This window comes from Mucilaginibacter rubeus, assembly GCF_014643835.1.
In the GTDB taxonomy this organism is placed as follows: Bacteria; Bacteroidota; Bacteroidia; order Sphingobacteriales; family Sphingobacteriaceae; genus Mucilaginibacter; species Mucilaginibacter rubeus.
The window spans coordinates 525,815-543,396 of the sequence record NZ_BMKD01000004.1 but is presented as its reverse complement, the minus strand read 5'-3'; the positions used below and the strand labels follow the sequence as shown (position 1 = coordinate 543,396).

Here is a 17,582-nt window from a genome sequence, read left to right as displayed (position 1 = left end):
AAGTTGCACGTGATTTGATTTTTTTGTGGGGGGGGGGGGTGAGTGGTTGGTTAAATAAGGCCTGTCAGTCTGAGCCTGTCGAAGACTCGCGCGCAGAGGCCCTACCCGCGATGCTTCGACAGGCTCAGCATGACACCTGTTTTTTATTTTGTCAGGGGTAAGAATCAACCACTTACCTAATCAACCTTAATATAATAATTAAACGTATCCACTTCCACATTGTCCTTCGTAATACCGTCAATCTTAACAGGGGTAAATTGCGTGGTTGGTTTAATAAAGATATACCCGCCGCCTTTTACACGCACCTTTACCGGCATGTTGAAACCTTCGGCATTGGCAATCCATTTGGAATATAGCTTGCCGTCTTTAACAACAAACTGCAGGGTTGGGATATCCTTATAATGCAGGTACTGGTCAAAAACAGGGGCAAGGTTCATGCCTGCCTGTTTGCAGATATAGCCTACAACATCATCATAAGTAACTGTTTTATGATAGAAGGTTTTGTTAAGCCCGCGGAGGATACTGCGCCATTTGTCATCATTATTGATAATGGTGCGCACCATGTTTAATAGGTTGCCGCCCTTGTAGTACATATCACCCGAGCCTTCCATATTTACACCATACGGGCCTACAATCGGCTTATCGTTACGGATGTTTTTACGGGTTCCGTTCACGTATTCCTGCCCGGCTTGCTTGCCGTAATAGGTTTCGATAAACAATGATTCAGAATAGTTAGTAAAACTTTCGTGGATCCACATATCGGCAACATCTTTTGAGGTGATGTTATTGCCGAACCATTCATGACCGCTTTCGTGTACCACGATGAAATCCCATTTTAGGCCCCAGCCGGTACCTGAAAGGTCGCGACCGAGATAACCGTTTTTATAGTGGTTGCCATAAGCGGTACCGCTTTGGTGTTCCATACCCAGGTGTGGCGTTTCAACCAGTTTATAGCCGTCTTCATAAAAAGGATAGGGGCCAAACCAGTATTCGAACGATTTAAGCATTCGCGGCGCATCAAGCTCCCATTGTTTTTTGGCTTTGTCAATATTGTAACTTAATGGCCAGTAGTCCATCGTTAACGGGCCTTTTTCGCCCTGGTAAGTACCTTCAAAGTGGGCATAGTCGCCAATGTTGGCTTCTATGTCATAATTGTTGATAGGGTTAGCCACAAACCAGTCGAACCGGGTATAGCCGTTATTCAGGTCGGTTACTTTGCGTAATCTGCCGTTGGATACATCTTTTAAACCATTAGGTGCGCTGATACTGATCAGGGCGCTGTCCACTTCGTCATATTGATGATCTTTTGTTGGCCACCAAATGCTGGCGCCAATACCCTGGCATGCAGTTGCCACCCATGGTTTGCCCAATGAGTCTGTAGTATAAACCACACCGCCATCCCATGGGGCACGTTTAGCGATGGTTGGGTTGCCTGAATAATAAACGGTAAACTCATCCCTGCTGCCTTTCTTTATGGTTTTAGGGAAGGTGACAAACACCGCGTTGAACTCGCGTGTAAAAGGGATTTCGGCACCTTCATAAACCACTTTCTCTATTTTTAAATTAGAAAACAGATCAAACTGAAGTTTGGTGAAATTTTGAGTAGCCGTGAATTTGAACAGGTTGCTGCCGCTGATGAATTTTTTGTCGATATCAAACTTCACATCCAGGTGATAATAGTTAATATCATAACAGGTGCGCAGCGGCGTTAAGCTGCCCCGAAGCGAATCGGCACGGGTAAATGTTTGCCTGTTGGTGCCTAATTGCGCCTGGCTTGGTGCTATGCCGACTATGGTAAGGCCTAAAGCGACAGCAAAAATATTTAACTTATTTTTCATGTATGTTGAGGGTTAATCCATGAGCGCACCCACGTAGTAGTTTAAATAATCAATTTCAATATTGTCTTTGGTGGCGCCTGCAATTTCAACAGGGCTCATTTGTTTTGTTGGGATGATGAATTTGTATTCGCCCCCCTTTATTCGCACCCTGATAGGCATGTTGAAATCTTTAGCTTCGGCTATCCAGCGGCAGTAAAGCTTGTTTTCATGGCTGGTAAATTCAAGCATCGGAAGGCTGCGGTAATGCAGGTACTGATCAAAAACTGCCGAAAGGTTCATGCCCGATTGTTGGTTGATGAAGCCCACCACATCGTCATAGGTAACTGTTTTATGATAAAAAGTTTTGTTAAGCCCGCGCAGGATGCCGCGCCATTTTTCATCATCATTAATAACAGTGCGGATCATGTTCAGGAAAACAGCGCCTTTGGAGTACATATCGCCCGAGCCTTCTTTGTTTACATTGTAAACGCCAACTATAGGGCCGTCATTATTAATGGTGAGCCTTAAACCGTAGTTATATTCCTGTCCGGCTTTTTTACCCCAGTTATCCTCCACAAAAAGTGATTCGGAATAACAGGTAAAGCTTTCGTGGACCCACATATCGGCAAGGTCTTTATCGGTTATATTATTGCCAAACCATTCGTGCCCGCTTTCGTGCACGATGATGTAATCCCATTTGCTGCCCCATCCAGTGCCCGATAAGTCATAGCCCATATAACCATTCATGAAGTGATTGCCATAGGCTACAGCTCCCTGGTGCTCCATGCCCAGGTGCGGGGTTTCAACCAGTTTATAGCCATCTTCATAAAAAGGGTATGGGCCAAACCAGTGCTCGAAGGCTTTCAACATAGGCTTAACATTGGCGAAAAATTGTTTTTTTGCTTTTTCCAGACTGGTTGGCAAAACCCAATAATCGAGCGTAAGCTTGCCTTTTTCGCCCATGTAGGTGTCTTCAAAATGAGTATAATCGGCAATGTTGGCAGCAACATCGTAATTGTTGATCGGGTTGGCCACAAACCAGTCGAACCGGGTATAGCCATCCTTAAGCTGCGTCACCTTACGCAGGCGGCCGTTCGATACATCTTTCAGACCTTTTGGCACACTGATGCTGATCATCATGCTGTCCACCTCATCGGCCAGCTGGTCTTTATTAGGCCACCAGATACTGGCGCCAATCCCTTCGCAGGCGGTTGCCACAAAGGGTTTGCCTAATGAATCTTTTTTAAATACCAGTCCCCCATCCCAGGGCGCGTTTTTGGCAATGGTCGGATTGCCCGAATAATAAACGGTAAACTCATCTTTACTGCCATTAGTTATGGTTTGTGGAAAGTTGAGGAACGCAGCGTTGCCATCGCGGGTGAAAGCAAGCTCTTTGCCCTTGTAAACAACTTTGGCGACATTGAGATTGGCAAACAGATCGAATTGCAGTTTATTAAAATCCTGTGTAGCCGTGAATTTAAATTGATTGCTGCCGCTGATAAACTTTTTGTCGATATCAATTTTAACATCAAGATGGTAATAGTTGATATCGTAACAAGTGCGCAAAGGCGTGAGCATTCCGCGCAGCGAATCGGCATGAGTGAATTGCTCTTTTTCCTTCAGGAGCTGCGCCCTTGCCGGTTGGGCAATTGTTGCTACGCCGAGTAAGGCGAATGCTGCAAAATATAGTTGTTTTATTTTCATGCGCTTAATTGTGTCAGGTTAAAGGATCTATAAAACTAAGTTAAAGCTTATTTACCTTAAACACTTGGCCGGATTGGACGGTCCGGCCAAGTGTTTAAGGTAAATGGAGAAAGACTAATCTCTTATCTCCAACCTCTAATCTCTACTTCAGCACCTGTACATCAATGTAACTGTCGTTATAAACGGTTTCGGTAGCCTTGATGTAATCGCTTTCGTCTGCTTTATACGGGTTTTCCACGAATTTTTGCGGATTACGTGCCACTATCGGGAACCAGGTGCTTTGTACCTGGATCATGATACGGTGACCTTTTTTGAAGGTGTGCAGCACATCCTGCAGGCGGAAATTCACATCGGTTTTCTGATTAGCTACCAGTGCTTCCGGTTTTTCAAAGCTGTTACAGAAACGTGCCGGCATTACTTCCGAACGTACCATTTGCCAGTAATTGCTCAGGATAATGTTTTTATTGGGCATGTATGAGTTGTTGGGTTCATCAGGCGGATAAACGTCAATCAGTTTAACAACAAAATCGGCATCGGTACCAGTGGTGGCTATTTTCAGGTGCGCCATGATCTCGCCGCCAAGGGTAACATCATCGTTTAATACTTCGCTCTGGTAAACCAGCACATCCGGGCGGCGGCCTGCAAAACGCTGATCTTCGCTCATGTAATTGTGCGGCGTAAAGCCCATGGTAGTGGTATTGTCCTCGGTATAAGGAACCGGTTTAAGCGGATCGCTGATGTATGAAACAGAGCCTGCGGTTGCAGGCTGGGTATTTACAAGTTTACCATCGGCACCTAAAAACATTTTTTCATGTACAGCATTGGCGGCAGGCCATTTATCAAATGTTGCCCATTCCTTTTTACCAGTATTAAACATGTAAGCATTTGGTAAGCCGGAATTTTTATCGCCCTTACCTTTCAAAAAGTGGTTAAAGAATTTGGCTTCAATATTTTTTTGATAGAATGTAGCCACGCTATCACCAAAGTAAACATTGCTATGCATGGTATGCCCTGTTTCGCGCGACCAGCGACCGTGGCCGAATGGTCCCATTACTATGGTATTATATGCATTTGGATCGGTTTTGTTGATGGTTTTATAAATAGCCAGCGGACCGGTTAGATCTTCGGCGTCAAACCAGCCGCCAACCAGCATCACCGCAGGTTTTACTTTGCCGTAATGTTTCAGCAAACCGCGTTTTTGCCAAAACTCATCGTAGTTAGGATGATTGATAGTTTCCTGCCAGAAGAAGTTATCATGATAAAATTTATCGGCATTTTTTAGCGGGCCAAGATCTAATAAATATTGGTAACCATCTTTGCTATCGGGTTTAAGCATGGTGTACCAGGCTTTGCTGGTTGTATCAGTTTTTTGAACACCAAATACCGGAAAGGTGAAAAAGTACCCCTCAATGAAAGCGCCGTTGTGATGAAAATCGTCAAAAAAGAAATCGGAAATAGGTGCCTGCGGTGATGAGGCCTTTAGCGCCGGATGGTTGGAGAGGATCCCTGCTGCGGTATAAAAGCCTGGGTACGAGATACCATACTGGCCAACCTTGCCATTGTTGTTGGCTACGTTTTTAACCAGCCAGTCGATAGTGTCGTAAGTGTCGGAGCCTTCGTCAACATCTTTTTTGCTTTTCTTGTTATCGACAACTGGCGTCATGTTGGTCCAGGTGCCTTCGCTTTTCCAACGGCCGCGTACGTCCTGGTAAACAAAAATATAGCCCTCTTTCATCATAATTTCAGACGGGCCAAGCCTTTGAGGATATTTATCCTCGCCGTAAGGGGCGATGCTGTAGCAGGTACGCATCATCATCATCGGGTACTTATTTTGCGATGAAGCATCCTTTGGGGTATAAATAGAGGTGAACAGTTTTACACCATCGCGCATGGTGATGTACACCTCTTTTTTGGTAAAATGCTCCTTTACGTAAGTGCTTTGAGCATTAACGCCGGTATATAGCAATACCAGCACAAAAAATAAGTTAATTTTCTTCATAAGATCAGTCGTGTTAAATTGGGTTAAATTTAATAAAGAGTTAATGATAAACCGATTTATCAATGGTTCTGTTACAAACTGGGTAAAAAGCTGTTAGTTTAGGATAAATCTGAACTATGGTTTATGGGATTAAAGGATTGCCGTGATTTTGTCTGAATTAAATGAATTTATTGAATTTGCCTGGTATTCTGATAATTCCTTAATTCGATAAATTCAGGTTCAGACAATAATCCTTAACTTTGCCCACCATAAAATACACACTACTATGCAATATGATGTTATAGTTATAGGTTCGGGCCCCGGTGGTTATGTAGCCGCTATCCGCTGTGCCCAGCTTGGTTTAAAAACCGCAATTGTTGAAAAGTATAATACCCTTGGCGGTACCTGCCTTAATGTAGGCTGTATCCCGTCGAAGGCACTGTTGGATTCATCTGAGCATTACCACAATGCCGCCCATGCTTTTAAAACCCATGGCATCAACCTTAAAGATCTTTCGATAGATTTTGGACAGATGATCAAACGCAAGCAGGAAGTTGTTGATGCCAATACCAGCGGCATCAGCTACCTGATGAAGAAAAATAAGATTGACACTCACTTTGGTGTAGGATCATTTAAAGATAAAAACACCATCACTGTTAAAAAGAACGATGGTACTGTTATCGAAATTACCGGTAAAAATGTGATCATCGCTACTGGTTCAAAACCATCGGCATTGCCATTTTTGCCTATCGATAAAAAACGCATTATTACATCAACCGAAGCATTAAGCCTGAGCGAAGTACCAAAACACCTGGTGTTGATCGGTGGCGGCGTTATCGGTTTGGAGCTGGGTTCGGTTTATGCCCGTTTAGGCGCCAAAGTATCTGTAATTGAATTTATGGACGGCATTATCCCAACTATGGATAAAGGCCTGGGCCGTGAGCTGCAAAAAGTATTAACTAAACTGGGTATGGAGTTTTATCTGGGGCACAAAGTTACCGGCGCTGCCGTAAAAGGTAAAGAAGTAACTGTGAGCTGTGATACCCCTAAAGGCGAAAAGCTGGAACTGAAAGGCGATTATTGCCTGGTAGCCGTAGGTCGTATAGCTTACACCGATGGTTTAGGTTTAGAGAATATCGGCATTACTGTTGAAGAGCGTGGCCGTAAAATTACGGTTGATGAGCACCTGGAAACCAAAGTTAAAGGTGTTTACGCCATTGGTGATGTGATTAAAGGTGCCATGCTTGCTCACAAAGCTGAAGATGAAGGTACGCTGGTTGCCGAAATTATTGCCGGCCAAAAACCGCATATTGATTACAACCTGATCCCGGGCGTGGTTTATACCTGGCCAGAAGTTGCAGCTGTTGGTCAAACAGAAGAGCAGCTGAAAGCAGCCGGTGTTAAATACAAAACCGGTTCGTTCCCGTTCAAAGCAAGTGGTCGTGCCCGTGCCAGCGGTGACCTGGATGGTTTTGTAAAAGTATTGGCCGATGCCACTACCGACGAAATTTTAGGTGTACACATGATTGGTCCGCGTGCTGCCGATATGATAGCCGAAGCTGTTGTGGCGATGGAGTACCGTGCAAGTGCCGAAGATATTTCGCGCATGAGCCATGCCCACCCAACCTATACTGAAGCGATGCGCGAAGCATGTTTAGCCGCTACTGAAAACAGGGCGATACATATTTAATAATTTCGGATATCGGATTTTCGATTTCGGATTTTTAATTTGAAATATTTAAAAGCGGTTATCATTTGATAGCCGCTTTTTTAATTTTAAGTTAGCGGTAAATACTTCGGCTATGAAAGTAATAACCTGCTCCTTATTCGCATTTTTTATTTTGCTTGGGTGCATAGTTCATGCACAAACCAGGAAAATTAAATCAATACCTGATATTGAGGTTTATGACATCAACGGAAAACATACCACGCTAAAGCAATTAGGCCAAAACAAAGTGCTGTTTATTGATTGCTGGTTTGTGCCCTGTCCGCCCTGTTTTCGTGAAATGGGCATGCTGCACAAGCTTTACGCCCAGTATAAAGACAACAAAAAATTTTGTTTCATAACCCTATGCCAAACCGATAGCGGGATAGTTAAGCGGTTTATAGCACAGGATAAATCGATGACTAACTTTGTTAACCTGTATAAACATTACAGTATGCGGGACGATTTTAAATTACCGGTTTACTTTATCCCGGGCTGCAATGAGAAGATTTATACAGGCAAAGTTTTAGCAAAATATACACCCGATGATAAAACTAAATGCCCCGACAGGCAGTTTGGTTTTAGGGGGTATCCAACAGTCTTTATCTTCAATAATAGGGGGAAGTTGATTTTCAAGAAGACCGGCTACGGTGATTACGAAGATGAAAATACCCAAAAGATGAAAGACCTGATAGCCCGAAGCTTAACCGCTAAATGATATGATAGTATTGGCAGATATAGGAATTGTAGTATTAACCATTGCGTTGATGGAACTCATCTCCTGGGCTATGCATAAATACCTTTTCCATGGGCCATTATGGTTTATTCACAAAACACATCATCAACAAAGGCATGGCTGGTTTGAACTGAACGACCTATTCAGTATTGGCTTCGCTGGTTTTGCTTTATGGCTGATATGGATAGGGCATTTAACTCTGGACTACCGGTTTTGGATTGGTACTGGTATCAGCATCTATGGTATCATTTATTTCATTTTCCACGACTGGTTTATCCATAATCGTTTCAAAGCTTTTAAAAGTGATAATCGTTATTTGGCCGGCATCCGCCGGGCGCATAAAATTCATCATAAATCAACGGAGAAATACCCTTCAGAAGAGTTTGGGTTATTGGTGGCGAGCAGAAAGTGGTTTAGGAAATGACTATTTTTTATTGAGCTCGGCTATCTTTTTATCTGCGCTTGCTTTTGCTTCATCGTTGCCATATTGTTTCACAAGCTGATAGTATTTGAGTGCATTGGGTTTATTTCCTTGCAATTCGTAACAATAGGCAATGTTATTTAAAACGATGTAGTCATGCGGTGCCAGTTTTTCGGCTTTCAGCAATGTCTCCAACGCGCGAGGGTAGTCCTTTTTGGTAAGATAACTGATAGAGAGATCGGAAAGACTGACAACATTATTTGGCTTGTATTTCAAAATGGCCAGGGAAATATCACGGATATAATCCATGTTTTGATCGCCGGCGTTATTTAATTGGATGATATAAGTTTGAATATTGCTAAGCATAAAATTTTCCGGATCTTCAACTGGTTTGCCCCCACTCCAGATCCATTTAAAACCGATAGTTTGGCCGTAGTTAACAGCCTTGATAATTTCTTCTGAAAAAGCTTTGTAGTTTTCAATTTTGCCGAGCAGATAAACTTTGCCGAAACGCATGTCCAGTCGCGCCGGAAATTTACCTATGCCGGTATCAATATATTCGAACCCCTTATTCAGATAAATTAAATTATAAGAAGTTTGGCCACCACCAAGATAGCCGGCAACTTTGCCCGTACTATCGGTAAGCTGAAAACTTTGACCCGCCGGCTGGTCTTTTTGAAGGCTGAGTACTTCGGTTAGCCCCTTTTTGGCATAATAATTATAGCTGGCTATATAAAAATCAGGATCATTTATACCGGTCTTTTGCCAGGCTTGTAATATTTTAAATGCAGCGGCGGTATCATCTTTAGCAACAAGAGCCTTAAAATCGGCCATGTAGTTTTGGGCAAAAATTGGCTGAATAAAGCAGGTAACAGCTATCGATAGAAATGTTAACTTAAGTTTCATTGTGACAGGAAATAGATTTTTGAGTGAATATACAAATCTCTTAAAACTATTAATGCATTTTGTTAAAGGCTGAAATAGAATACGCAGATTATTACCTTTGCCTCCAACATCTATGAACATCCTCATCGTAAACAACACCCCAATTCCTGCTACTAAATATGGCGGTACCGAGCGTATCATCTGGTGGCTTGGCCGTGAGTTAAACAGGCTTGGTCACAAGGTTACTTACCTGGTAGGAGCAGGCTCAACCTGTCCCTTTGCAAAAGTGCTCATCTATGATCCGACTGTTGATATCAACCAACAGGTGCCTGATGATATTGACGTGGTACACTTCCAATTCCAGGTGAGTGGTTTTACTAAAAAGCCTTATATCGTAACTGTTCATAATAACCCTGGTGGTTTGCAATTAGATGTTAACTCGGTATTTGTGTCGGCCAATCATGCACAAAGGCATGGCTCAACAGTTTTTGTGCATAATGCCATAGATACGGCTGATTATCAAAAACCTATGCTTGATAGTAAGCGCATCCATACCCATTTTCTGGCTAAAGCTGCCTGGCGCGTTAAAAATGTAAAAGGGGCCATCGATGTAGCTACCATGAGCGGTAATAAGCTGGTTGTACTTGGAGGTACCCGGCTTAACTTAAAAATGGGATTACGCTTTACACCCAACTTAAATGTCCGTTTCAAAGGGATGGTGGGCGATGAAGCGAAGTCAGTTGTAATGAACAGTTCAAAAGCCCTGCTTTTCCCGGTGCTGTGGCATGAGCCATTCGGGATAGCTATTGTTGAAAGCCTTTATTTCGGTTGCCCGGTTTTCGGTACGCCTTACGGATCGTTGCCCGAGCTGGTGCCCGCTGAAGTTGGCTTGCTTTCTGCAAGTAGAACAGAATTAGCAGCCGGACTAAAAAATGTTGAAAGCTTTAATAAACAATATTGTCATGAGTATGCTGTCGATAATTTCAGTATCGGCAAGATGGCAAAGGAATATTTAGCCCTGTACGAACGGGTTTTGAATGGTCAAGTGTTAAATTCGGCCATGCCCGAACTGATCAATCGCGATCAACCCAAATACCTGCCGTGGAATAATTAAAATTCAGCTATTTTTGGGCATAAATATTTTTAGTGGAGAGTACAGCAGCTTCAATTTTTTCATCGCAAAAACGGCCTTATTTTATTGTGCTGTTATTAGCTATCGTGCTTAATGTAGCTGGTATCGGCATCAAATTCTTTACTGATGATGGGGCTTTGTATTCGGCCCTGGCCCGGAGCATGGCACAAAGCAATAACTTTACCGATCTGATGTATCACGGTGCCGACTGGCTGGATAAACCGCATTTCCCCTTCTGGATTATCGCTATCAGTTTTAAGATTTTCGGCATCAATACTTTTGCTTATAAATTGCCCGCCCTGCTGTTTTTTTTCATGTCGGTGGCGTACACTTACAAGCTTGCCAAAAAGTTTTATGGCGATGAAACAGCTATTATCGCTATCCTGATCCTGCTTACCGCTCAACACAGCGTAATGTCAAATACGGATGTACGTGCCGAGCCTTATATTATGGGCCTGCTCATGGGGGCCGTTTACCATTTTTATAAAGTAAAAGAGCGTATCAACATTGCCGATATGCTGCTGGCTTCCATATTTACTGCCTGCGCAGTGATGACTAAAGGCATCTACCTGCTCATCCCGATAGGAACGGCTATCATCGGCGATTATTTATTTAAAGGAACTATCAAAGGTGTGTTCCACTGGAAATGGCTGCTCTCGTTTATATTGGTGGTGATATTTACTTTACCCGAAATTTATTCGGTGTATACCCAGTTTGACCTTCACCCCGAAAAAGTTGTTTTCGGTCGCACCGGGATTTCCGGTATCCACTGGTTTTTGTGGGACAGCCAGTTCGGGCGTTTCAACAATAACGGTTACATTACGAATACACACGGCGACAAACTATTTTTTGTTCATACCCTGCTGTGGGCTTTCGCGCCATGGGCTATTCTCCTGTTCTATGCACTATATGCTACCGTCAGGAAAATGATTAAACGCATAACCCAGCCCGAGTATCTGTGTATCTCGGGAAGCGTATTAATGCTGCTGATCTTTTCAGCTTCCAAATTTCAGCTGCCTTTTTACGCTAATATCCTGTTTCCGTTTTTTGCTATTATAACTGCGGTTTTTATTAGTTCATTAAAAGCTGGCGCCGGGTTAAAGTTTTTCAAGATAACTCAATATATCATGACAGGGCTTTTATTGGTTGCTGTTATGGTGCTTAATTTCATTTTCGCGCCCGAATGCTGGCCGGTATTTGTTTTGTTGATTGCAGGGTTTATTGGGTTGTCCATCTACATTTATAAAAAGCCAACACAAATTTATCAGCCTGTGTTTTTATTTACCTGCGCCGTGTCTGTTTTAGTGAATGCCTACCTGGTGACCGTAGCTTATCCTATTATTGTTGATTACCGCGGGGACCTTTCGGCCGCCGAATATCTTAATCAAAATTACCCGCGGCAAAAAGTGAGTGCTGCGGTTTTATCAAATACCTTCGATTTTTATTACAAAGGCGAAGCGACCTATAGTAACGTTTATGATATTCTAAAAACAGACAGCCTGAAAAGCCGGATTATAGTAGCCGATGAAAAAGCGGTAGCAGAATTAAAAAACAAAGGGATTGCTTATACTATAATAAAAGCTTTCCAGGATTTTCCTCATGAAAACCTGAGCCTGCCCTTTATCATCAAAAAGAAGAGGAGTACTACTTTGGATCAATTTTATCTGATCAGGATCAGGTAGAGCAACGCCTGCTATAAATTGGCAATGTCAAAATTAACAACTACCGTCTTGTTTAAACGTTCTAAACGGAAGGATCTATTTAGGCCAGGTTTGTAATATAGGGTGATAACACATAACAATCAAAAGGCTGTCCCTGGGGCAGCCTTTTGATTGTTTAAATAAATTTACCAGCCCGGATTTTGTGTTAACGCGGGATTAAGGGTAATTTGTTGCGCCGGAATCGGGTATAAATAATTTTTTTCCGAAAAATTACGCGCTGTATTGTCAAGGATCAGTTGACCGTTAGCATCTAACGCGTTGGTAGGAGCAGGCTTTAAAGGGTTTGGCCCAACATCGGCCTGCGTACCTTTAAATTTAATACCTACCGGCCACGGGCTTACAAAAGCACTGATGTTTCCATAGGCGGTACCGCCGGTGTTGCTAACCAGGTCGGTAGCGGCACTATGCCAGCGCTTAATATCGTCAAACCTAAAGTTTTCATAATAAAGCTCAATAAAGCGTTCCCTTCTGATCTCCGTACGCAGATCCAATCCGTTTGCACCTGCGAAACCATTGGTTAATGGCGGCATATTTTTATTAACACGCAGGCGCACCAGGTTGAGCGATTTGTTGAGATCGGCATCTGTTATGGCACCGTCACGTTCATAAACCGCTTCAGCATAGTTCAGCAATACTTCGGCATAGCGGATCACCGGGTAATCTTCCGACTCTTTGGTATCCGGACAGTTGCGTTCGGTTACCCATTTTTGATTGGTATAACCGCCAATCTTAACAACTTTTCCCATAGATAAAGCAATATCAGCGGCGTCATTTAGCCAGGTTACCCGGTAATTGGCGTTACCGTACCAGTAGTACATATTGTTAACCTGGATAGTATACTTTAAACGATTATCGCGGTTTATAAATTCCGATCCGTAACTTTCAAAACCCTGGAACAGGGGCGATTTTTCAATAGGCAATCCATCCTGGCACAAAAACGCGTTCACGTATTTATGCTGAGGCCCAATCTGCGTTCCCTGCCGGCTGATATTTGTTCCGATTGTTTTGCTGACATCATCATAACGGTACGATAAAAGGTACTCATGATTAGCAGTTTTGGTAACTGAAGCCGGGTTTGATTTTGGATTTTCGAGGATAAAAAGGTATTTCTGCGCAGAGTCGCCCAATATGGTACTATTACCGCCCAGGGCATTTGAAGCCGGGGTACCGAAAAGTGCAAATTGATTGCTGGTTATCACCGCGCTGGAAGCCGTGGCCGATTTATCGAGCAGCATATTATAACGGGCAGCATCACCGTTTCTGAATTTTTGCCATGTGCCTTCATAAAGTGCAACCCTTCCTAAAAACGCTTGCGCGGCGGGTTTGCTCACCCGGCCAAAATCTGCAGAATTGGCTAAGATGGATGCAGGCAGATTTGGTATGGCTGCTTCCAGATCGGCAACAATCTGATCAACTATCTGATCGCGTGATGCCCTGGTGCCATATAATTCGGGCGAATCAAGGTTCAGCGTCTTGGTGATCAGCGGAACCCCGCCATACAATTGCAGTAATTCAAAGTAGCAGTAAGCCCTGAAAAATTTGGCTTCGGCAACAAACTGGCTGATGCTGGCCTGGTCGGAGAATGTGGCGGCCTTTTCAAGTAAGTAGTTGCAATTCCTGATCCGGGAGTAATTATTATTCCAGTACGAATCACTTGCCGGTACTGTATTGATACCTGCGCCATAAACGCCACCTCCGCCAAATACATCGGCACGCCCGTCATAATGCGGGTTATCTGCAAACGAATTGTTGAAATTACGGAGATAACCATAATATTGGTTAGCAAATGTTTTAAAGTCATTGGCCGACTTAAAATATGCCGGATCCGATAGCTGGTCCTGCGGTTTAAGGTTAAGTGACTTGTTGCAGGCGAACAAGCCTGTAACAATAATTATTGAAAGGATACTGAAGATCCTCCGGTAAATATTTTTCATAATCATTTCAATTAAAAAGTAATGTTTGCGCCTACGGTTACATACCTGTAAAATGGATAACGCTCATTGCCTGCAGTGGTCCTGGTCATTTCAGGATCCCAGCCATCATGAATTTTGCTGTATTCCCACAGGTCGCTTCCCGAAATGTAAAACCTTAAACGGCTGATAGCTTTGGTACGCTCCAATAACGACTTAGGTAAGGTATAACCGATAACAAGGTTTTTCAGGCGTACATAAGCGCCGTTTTCAACGGACCAGCTTGAAATCTGGTAGTTGTAACCATTGATTCCATTGCTATGCAGGTTAGGGTAATAGGCATTTGTGTTTTCAGGGGTCCAGGTTTTACCAACCCATTGTGTGGTTTGCGCCTGGTAAACGGCGGCAAAGGGTACGCGCCAGTTATTTGCACCACCATTGGCCCTGAATATTGTCCGTTTACCCACCCCTTGAAAAATGCTTGTGAAATCAAAACCTTTCCATTGCAGGCTTAAAGTCAAACCAAAAGTATAGCGCGGAATGTCGCTGCCTAAATAAACAAGGTCGCCCATATCTTTTGCCGACGTACCTGTGGTTAACTTACCATCGTGGTTAACATCAACAAAATAATTATCTCCCGGACGTAAGCCTGAGTTTTGACCCGGCAGGTTGGTTAAAGGGGTGGCTACAGGGATGCCGATAGTATTGATCACTCCGCCGGGGGCATAATAGGTGGAGTTATAGGTATCAACCTGTGCCTGTGTCTGGAAACGGCCACCGTATTTAAGGCCGAAATACGACCCAAGCGGATAACCCTCAACAGTAGCGTTATAACCGGCACCTAATGCCGGAACGCCGTTAAAATATACCAATTTATTTTGGCTGTTGGTAATATTACCCGAAATACTGTAGGTTACCTGCCCAACGTGGTCTCTCCAGGTTAATTGCCCTTCCCATCCCCAGGTTTTCAGGTCGCCGTTATTTGACTGGGGTGCACCAATACCCAAAACAGCCGGATAGGTAACGCTCACCAGCATGTTTTTATTCTGATTGCGGAACACTTCAAAAGTTCCGTTTAAGCGGCCGTTCAGCAAACCGAAATCAATACCAATGTTCCGTTTAATCACTGTTTCCCAGGTCCTGTTAAGCGAAACCAGGTTTCCGGTGGTTGTAGTAGCGGTTGCGAGTGCCGAACCTAAAAGGGTATTGCTGTTGCCGACATTAAGCGATTGCAGGTAATCATAAAGGCCGATGCCACCCTGGCTGCCCGACGTAGCGTAAGAGGCCCGTAGCTTTAACTCGCTAAAAATATTTGTTTTCTTGATGAAGCTTTCTTCGCCTAAGCGCCAGCCGCCCATGAGGCTGTAAAATGGTTTCCAGCGTTTATCTGCAATAAATTTTGAAGAACCATCATACCTGCCGGTTCCTTCAAACAGATATTTGCCTTTATATGCGTAGGTAGCTCTTGCAAAATATGAACCCAGGGCGTAGTGGTTGCGCTGTTCGTCGTTGGTTACAAAACCAGCCAACGAACTGCTCAGCCCCAAATTTAAAGAAGGCACATCATCGCTGCCCAAATTGTAGGTACGTGTATTAAACATATCATACTCATCCCTTTCGTAGGAGCTGCCGATCATTAATGATACGTCATGTACTTTGTTAAAGGTATTGGCATAGGTAACACGTCCTATCAGGTTATAATATTTATCATTGATATTAGCACGGAAATAGTTTTGGCTCCCTCCCGAAGTACCACCTGCCGGCGCGGTAGTCCCGGTCAGATATTTATCATCGTATGAATAAAGGCGAACGGTTTTGGTTTGCACACGGTCATCCTGCCACCAAACGTTATATCCCGCTGTTCCGGTAAAGGTAAGGTGCTTCATGAAATTATAGGTAAGCGTTGAGTTTAACAGTGCCCGGCTGTTGTTTTCCAGGTTGTCGCCTCCATCTCTTAATAGTCCCGCGGGGCTTGTTACTCCTCCCCACTGATATGGCCGGCCAGATTGCGTGAACATAGGCAAACCGATCTGAAATCCGTTTCCAAGCGCACTGTAACTCCCCGAAGTGTACATGGTTGGCTGCTGGATGTTGTTTTGCTCAAGCGAAATATTGGTTTCCAGTTGCACTTTATCGCTGAATCTGTAGCTGTTATTAAGTCTGAGGTTATAACGTTGATTACCGTTATTGCCTATCCGGAGCTGGCTGCCGTCATTTAAATACCCTAACGAAACACGATAAGTGTTTTTTTCTGTTCCGCCTGATACCGAAAAATTGTGTTGTGTTGAAGTAGCCCTTCCCCATATGTACTGTTGTAGTGATACATCAATAAAGTCGAGTTCCTTTACATCGAGGAATGCCGGTACAGGCAAGCCGTTATAAAACGAATTTGCAGTGATACCTCCGGTGGTGTTTCCGGGAATCTGCGATGCCAGTACCACCGTGCCTTTATTGGCCAGCGCGAAGTTGGCCAGTTGGTACCAAAGGTCGGTTGTTGGCGCTACTCCATAATTATCATTTGTTCGGGCCTGAAGCAGGCCATTTGCCCACTGATCAATGTTGGTCATCTTGGGCTGAAGGCCTAATAATTTCTGGGACACAGAAGGGTCATACTGGATCACCATTTTACCTGCTTTACCTTTTTTGGTAGTGATCAGCACAACACCATAAGCTGCACGGGCACCATATATTGAAGCCGAACCATCCTTCAAAACTGAGATATTGTCGATATCATTAGGGTTGATAGAGTTTAGCTCGTTGTTATTGTTAAGGGCAACCCCATCCAAAATGACCAAGGGATCCTGTCCGTTAACGGAGGTTGCACCGCGGATCTGAAAGTTCCAGTTTTCGCGACCCGGCTGCGCCGAGCTCCTGGTTACCACCATGCCCGGAACCTGGCCCTGTAAATTGGCAATAGGGTTATTAGTTGGTCCGCGGTCTTCAAAAACTTTTGAGCTCACCGTGGCAATGGCGCCTACCACCGATGGTTTTTTTTGTGTACCGTAAGCAACCACTACAACCTCTTCCAGATCGCTTCTTTTGTTTGATAACTGAATGTTGATAACAGGGTCATCGCCAACGGTCACTTTACGCGTGTTATAACCTATAAAAGCGAAAGATAACTTTGCTCCGGGATTAACGGTTAGTTTGTACTTGCCGTTTACATCAGTTTGAATGCCGTTGGTAGTGCCAATAACCTGCACAGTTACACCAGGCAGGGGTTCCCTGGAGGTTGAATCTGTGACAGTACCGCTGATTTGACGGCTTTGCGCCGCGGCATGATAGACCATGCCTACCAGCAGCAAAAAAACTAAAAGGCACCGTGCCGAATACTTTTTTTGGTAAAAAAAACTCATAGTTTTTAAATTTTTAGGTTTGTGACTTAGTGTAATGATTGGCCCTATCCGCTCAATCACCATAAAGACACGCACATGGTTTTATTATACTCATTAATGGATGAGATTCTTTTTTTGGCAGGGAGCTTACAGAATTTAAGGGGGGGAGGATTGCAAGAGGGGTGGTGATTTAGGATTGGTTATTGCCCTGAAATTTGGTTATGCAATAAATTGGGGG

Annotated in this window: 11 protein-coding genes; 5 read left to right on the top strand and 6 right to left on the bottom strand. The window is 43.7% G+C overall.

Going from position 1 to position 17,582, the window contains the following annotated elements:
- Nucleotides 1–176: 176 nt before the first annotated feature.
- The 3 genes from IEX80_RS16340 to IEX80_RS16330 all read right to left on the bottom strand — a co-directional run bounded on the left by IEX80_RS16340 (nucleotide 177) and on the right by IEX80_RS16330 (nucleotide 5,520).
- Nucleotides 177–1,838, bottom strand: a complete 1,662-nt coding sequence (locus tag IEX80_RS16340) for a M1 family metallopeptidase (protein WP_188833475.1) — start codon at nucleotides 1,836–1,838, stop codon at nucleotides 177–179.
- 12 nt (nucleotides 1,839–1,850) lie between these two features.
- Nucleotides 1,851–3,521 (bottom strand): M1 family metallopeptidase, encoded by a 1,671-nt coding sequence (locus IEX80_RS16335; protein WP_188833474.1) that lies wholly within the window; start codon nucleotides 3,519–3,521, stop codon nucleotides 1,851–1,853.
- A gap of 142 nt (nucleotides 3,522–3,663) precedes the next feature.
- Entirely contained in the window at nucleotides 3,664–5,520 is a 1,857-nt protein-coding gene (locus IEX80_RS16330; RefSeq protein ID WP_188833473.1) for a CocE/NonD family hydrolase, read from the bottom strand.
- Nucleotides 5,521–5,785: 265 nt separating this feature from the next.
- On the opposite strand from IEX80_RS16330, the gene lpdA reads away from it, so the two are divergent.
- The 3 genes from lpdA to IEX80_RS16315 all read left to right on the top strand — a co-directional run bounded on the left by lpdA (nucleotide 5,786) and on the right by IEX80_RS16315 (nucleotide 8,364).
- Nucleotides 5,786–7,189: a dihydrolipoyl dehydrogenase gene (gene lpdA / locus IEX80_RS16325; RefSeq protein WP_188833472.1), complete on the top strand. Its 1,404-nt coding sequence runs from the start codon at nucleotides 5,786–5,788 to the stop codon at nucleotides 7,187–7,189.
- Nucleotides 7,190–7,301: 112 nt separating this feature from the next.
- Nucleotides 7,302–7,922, top strand: a complete 621-nt coding sequence (locus IEX80_RS16320; RefSeq protein ID WP_188833471.1) for a TlpA family protein disulfide reductase — start codon at nucleotides 7,302–7,304, stop codon at nucleotides 7,920–7,922.
- Between the two features lies 1 nt (nucleotide 7,923).
- The gene (locus IEX80_RS16315; RefSeq protein WP_176627863.1) at nucleotides 7,924–8,364 is read left to right on the top strand and encodes a sterol desaturase family protein; all 441 of its coding nucleotides are present in this window, start codon (nucleotides 7,924–7,926) and stop codon (nucleotides 8,362–8,364) included.
- Here IEX80_RS16315 and IEX80_RS16310 read toward each other — a convergent pair whose 3' ends face one another.
- Nucleotides 8,365–9,267: a tetratricopeptide repeat protein gene (locus tag IEX80_RS16310; protein ID WP_176627864.1), complete on the bottom strand. Its 903-nt coding sequence runs from the start codon at nucleotides 9,265–9,267 to the stop codon at nucleotides 8,365–8,367. It abuts the gene before it with no gap.
- A 112-nt stretch (nucleotides 9,268–9,379) separates the two neighbouring features.
- Here IEX80_RS16310 and IEX80_RS16305 point away from each other — a divergent pair, with 112 nt between their 5' ends.
- Both IEX80_RS16305 and IEX80_RS16300 read left to right on the top strand, forming a co-directional pair.
- On the top strand, nucleotides 9,380–10,360 hold the full coding sequence (locus IEX80_RS16305; RefSeq protein WP_188833470.1) for a glycosyltransferase: 981 nt from the start codon (nucleotides 9,380–9,382) through the stop codon (nucleotides 10,358–10,360).
- A gap of 32 nt (nucleotides 10,361–10,392) precedes the next feature.
- Nucleotides 10,393–12,060 carry an ArnT family glycosyltransferase gene (locus tag IEX80_RS16300; protein ID WP_188833469.1) on the top strand — a complete coding sequence of 556 codons (1,668 nt, stop codon included), beginning with the start codon at nucleotides 10,393–10,395 and terminating at the stop codon, nucleotides 12,058–12,060.
- A gap of 164 nt (nucleotides 12,061–12,224) precedes the next feature.
- On the opposite strand, the gene IEX80_RS16295 is transcribed toward IEX80_RS16300, so the two are convergent.
- Nucleotides 12,225–14,033, bottom strand: coding sequence for a RagB/SusD family nutrient uptake outer membrane protein (locus IEX80_RS16295; RefSeq protein WP_188833468.1), 1,809 nt, complete (start codon nucleotides 14,031–14,033; stop codon nucleotides 12,225–12,227).
- Between the two features lie 11 nt (nucleotides 14,034–14,044).
- A complete protein-coding gene (locus IEX80_RS16290; protein ID WP_188833467.1) occupies nucleotides 14,045–17,365 on the bottom strand; it encodes a SusC/RagA family TonB-linked outer membrane protein in 3,321 nt (1,106 codons plus the stop codon).
- Nucleotides 17,366–17,582 lie beyond the last annotated feature (217 nt).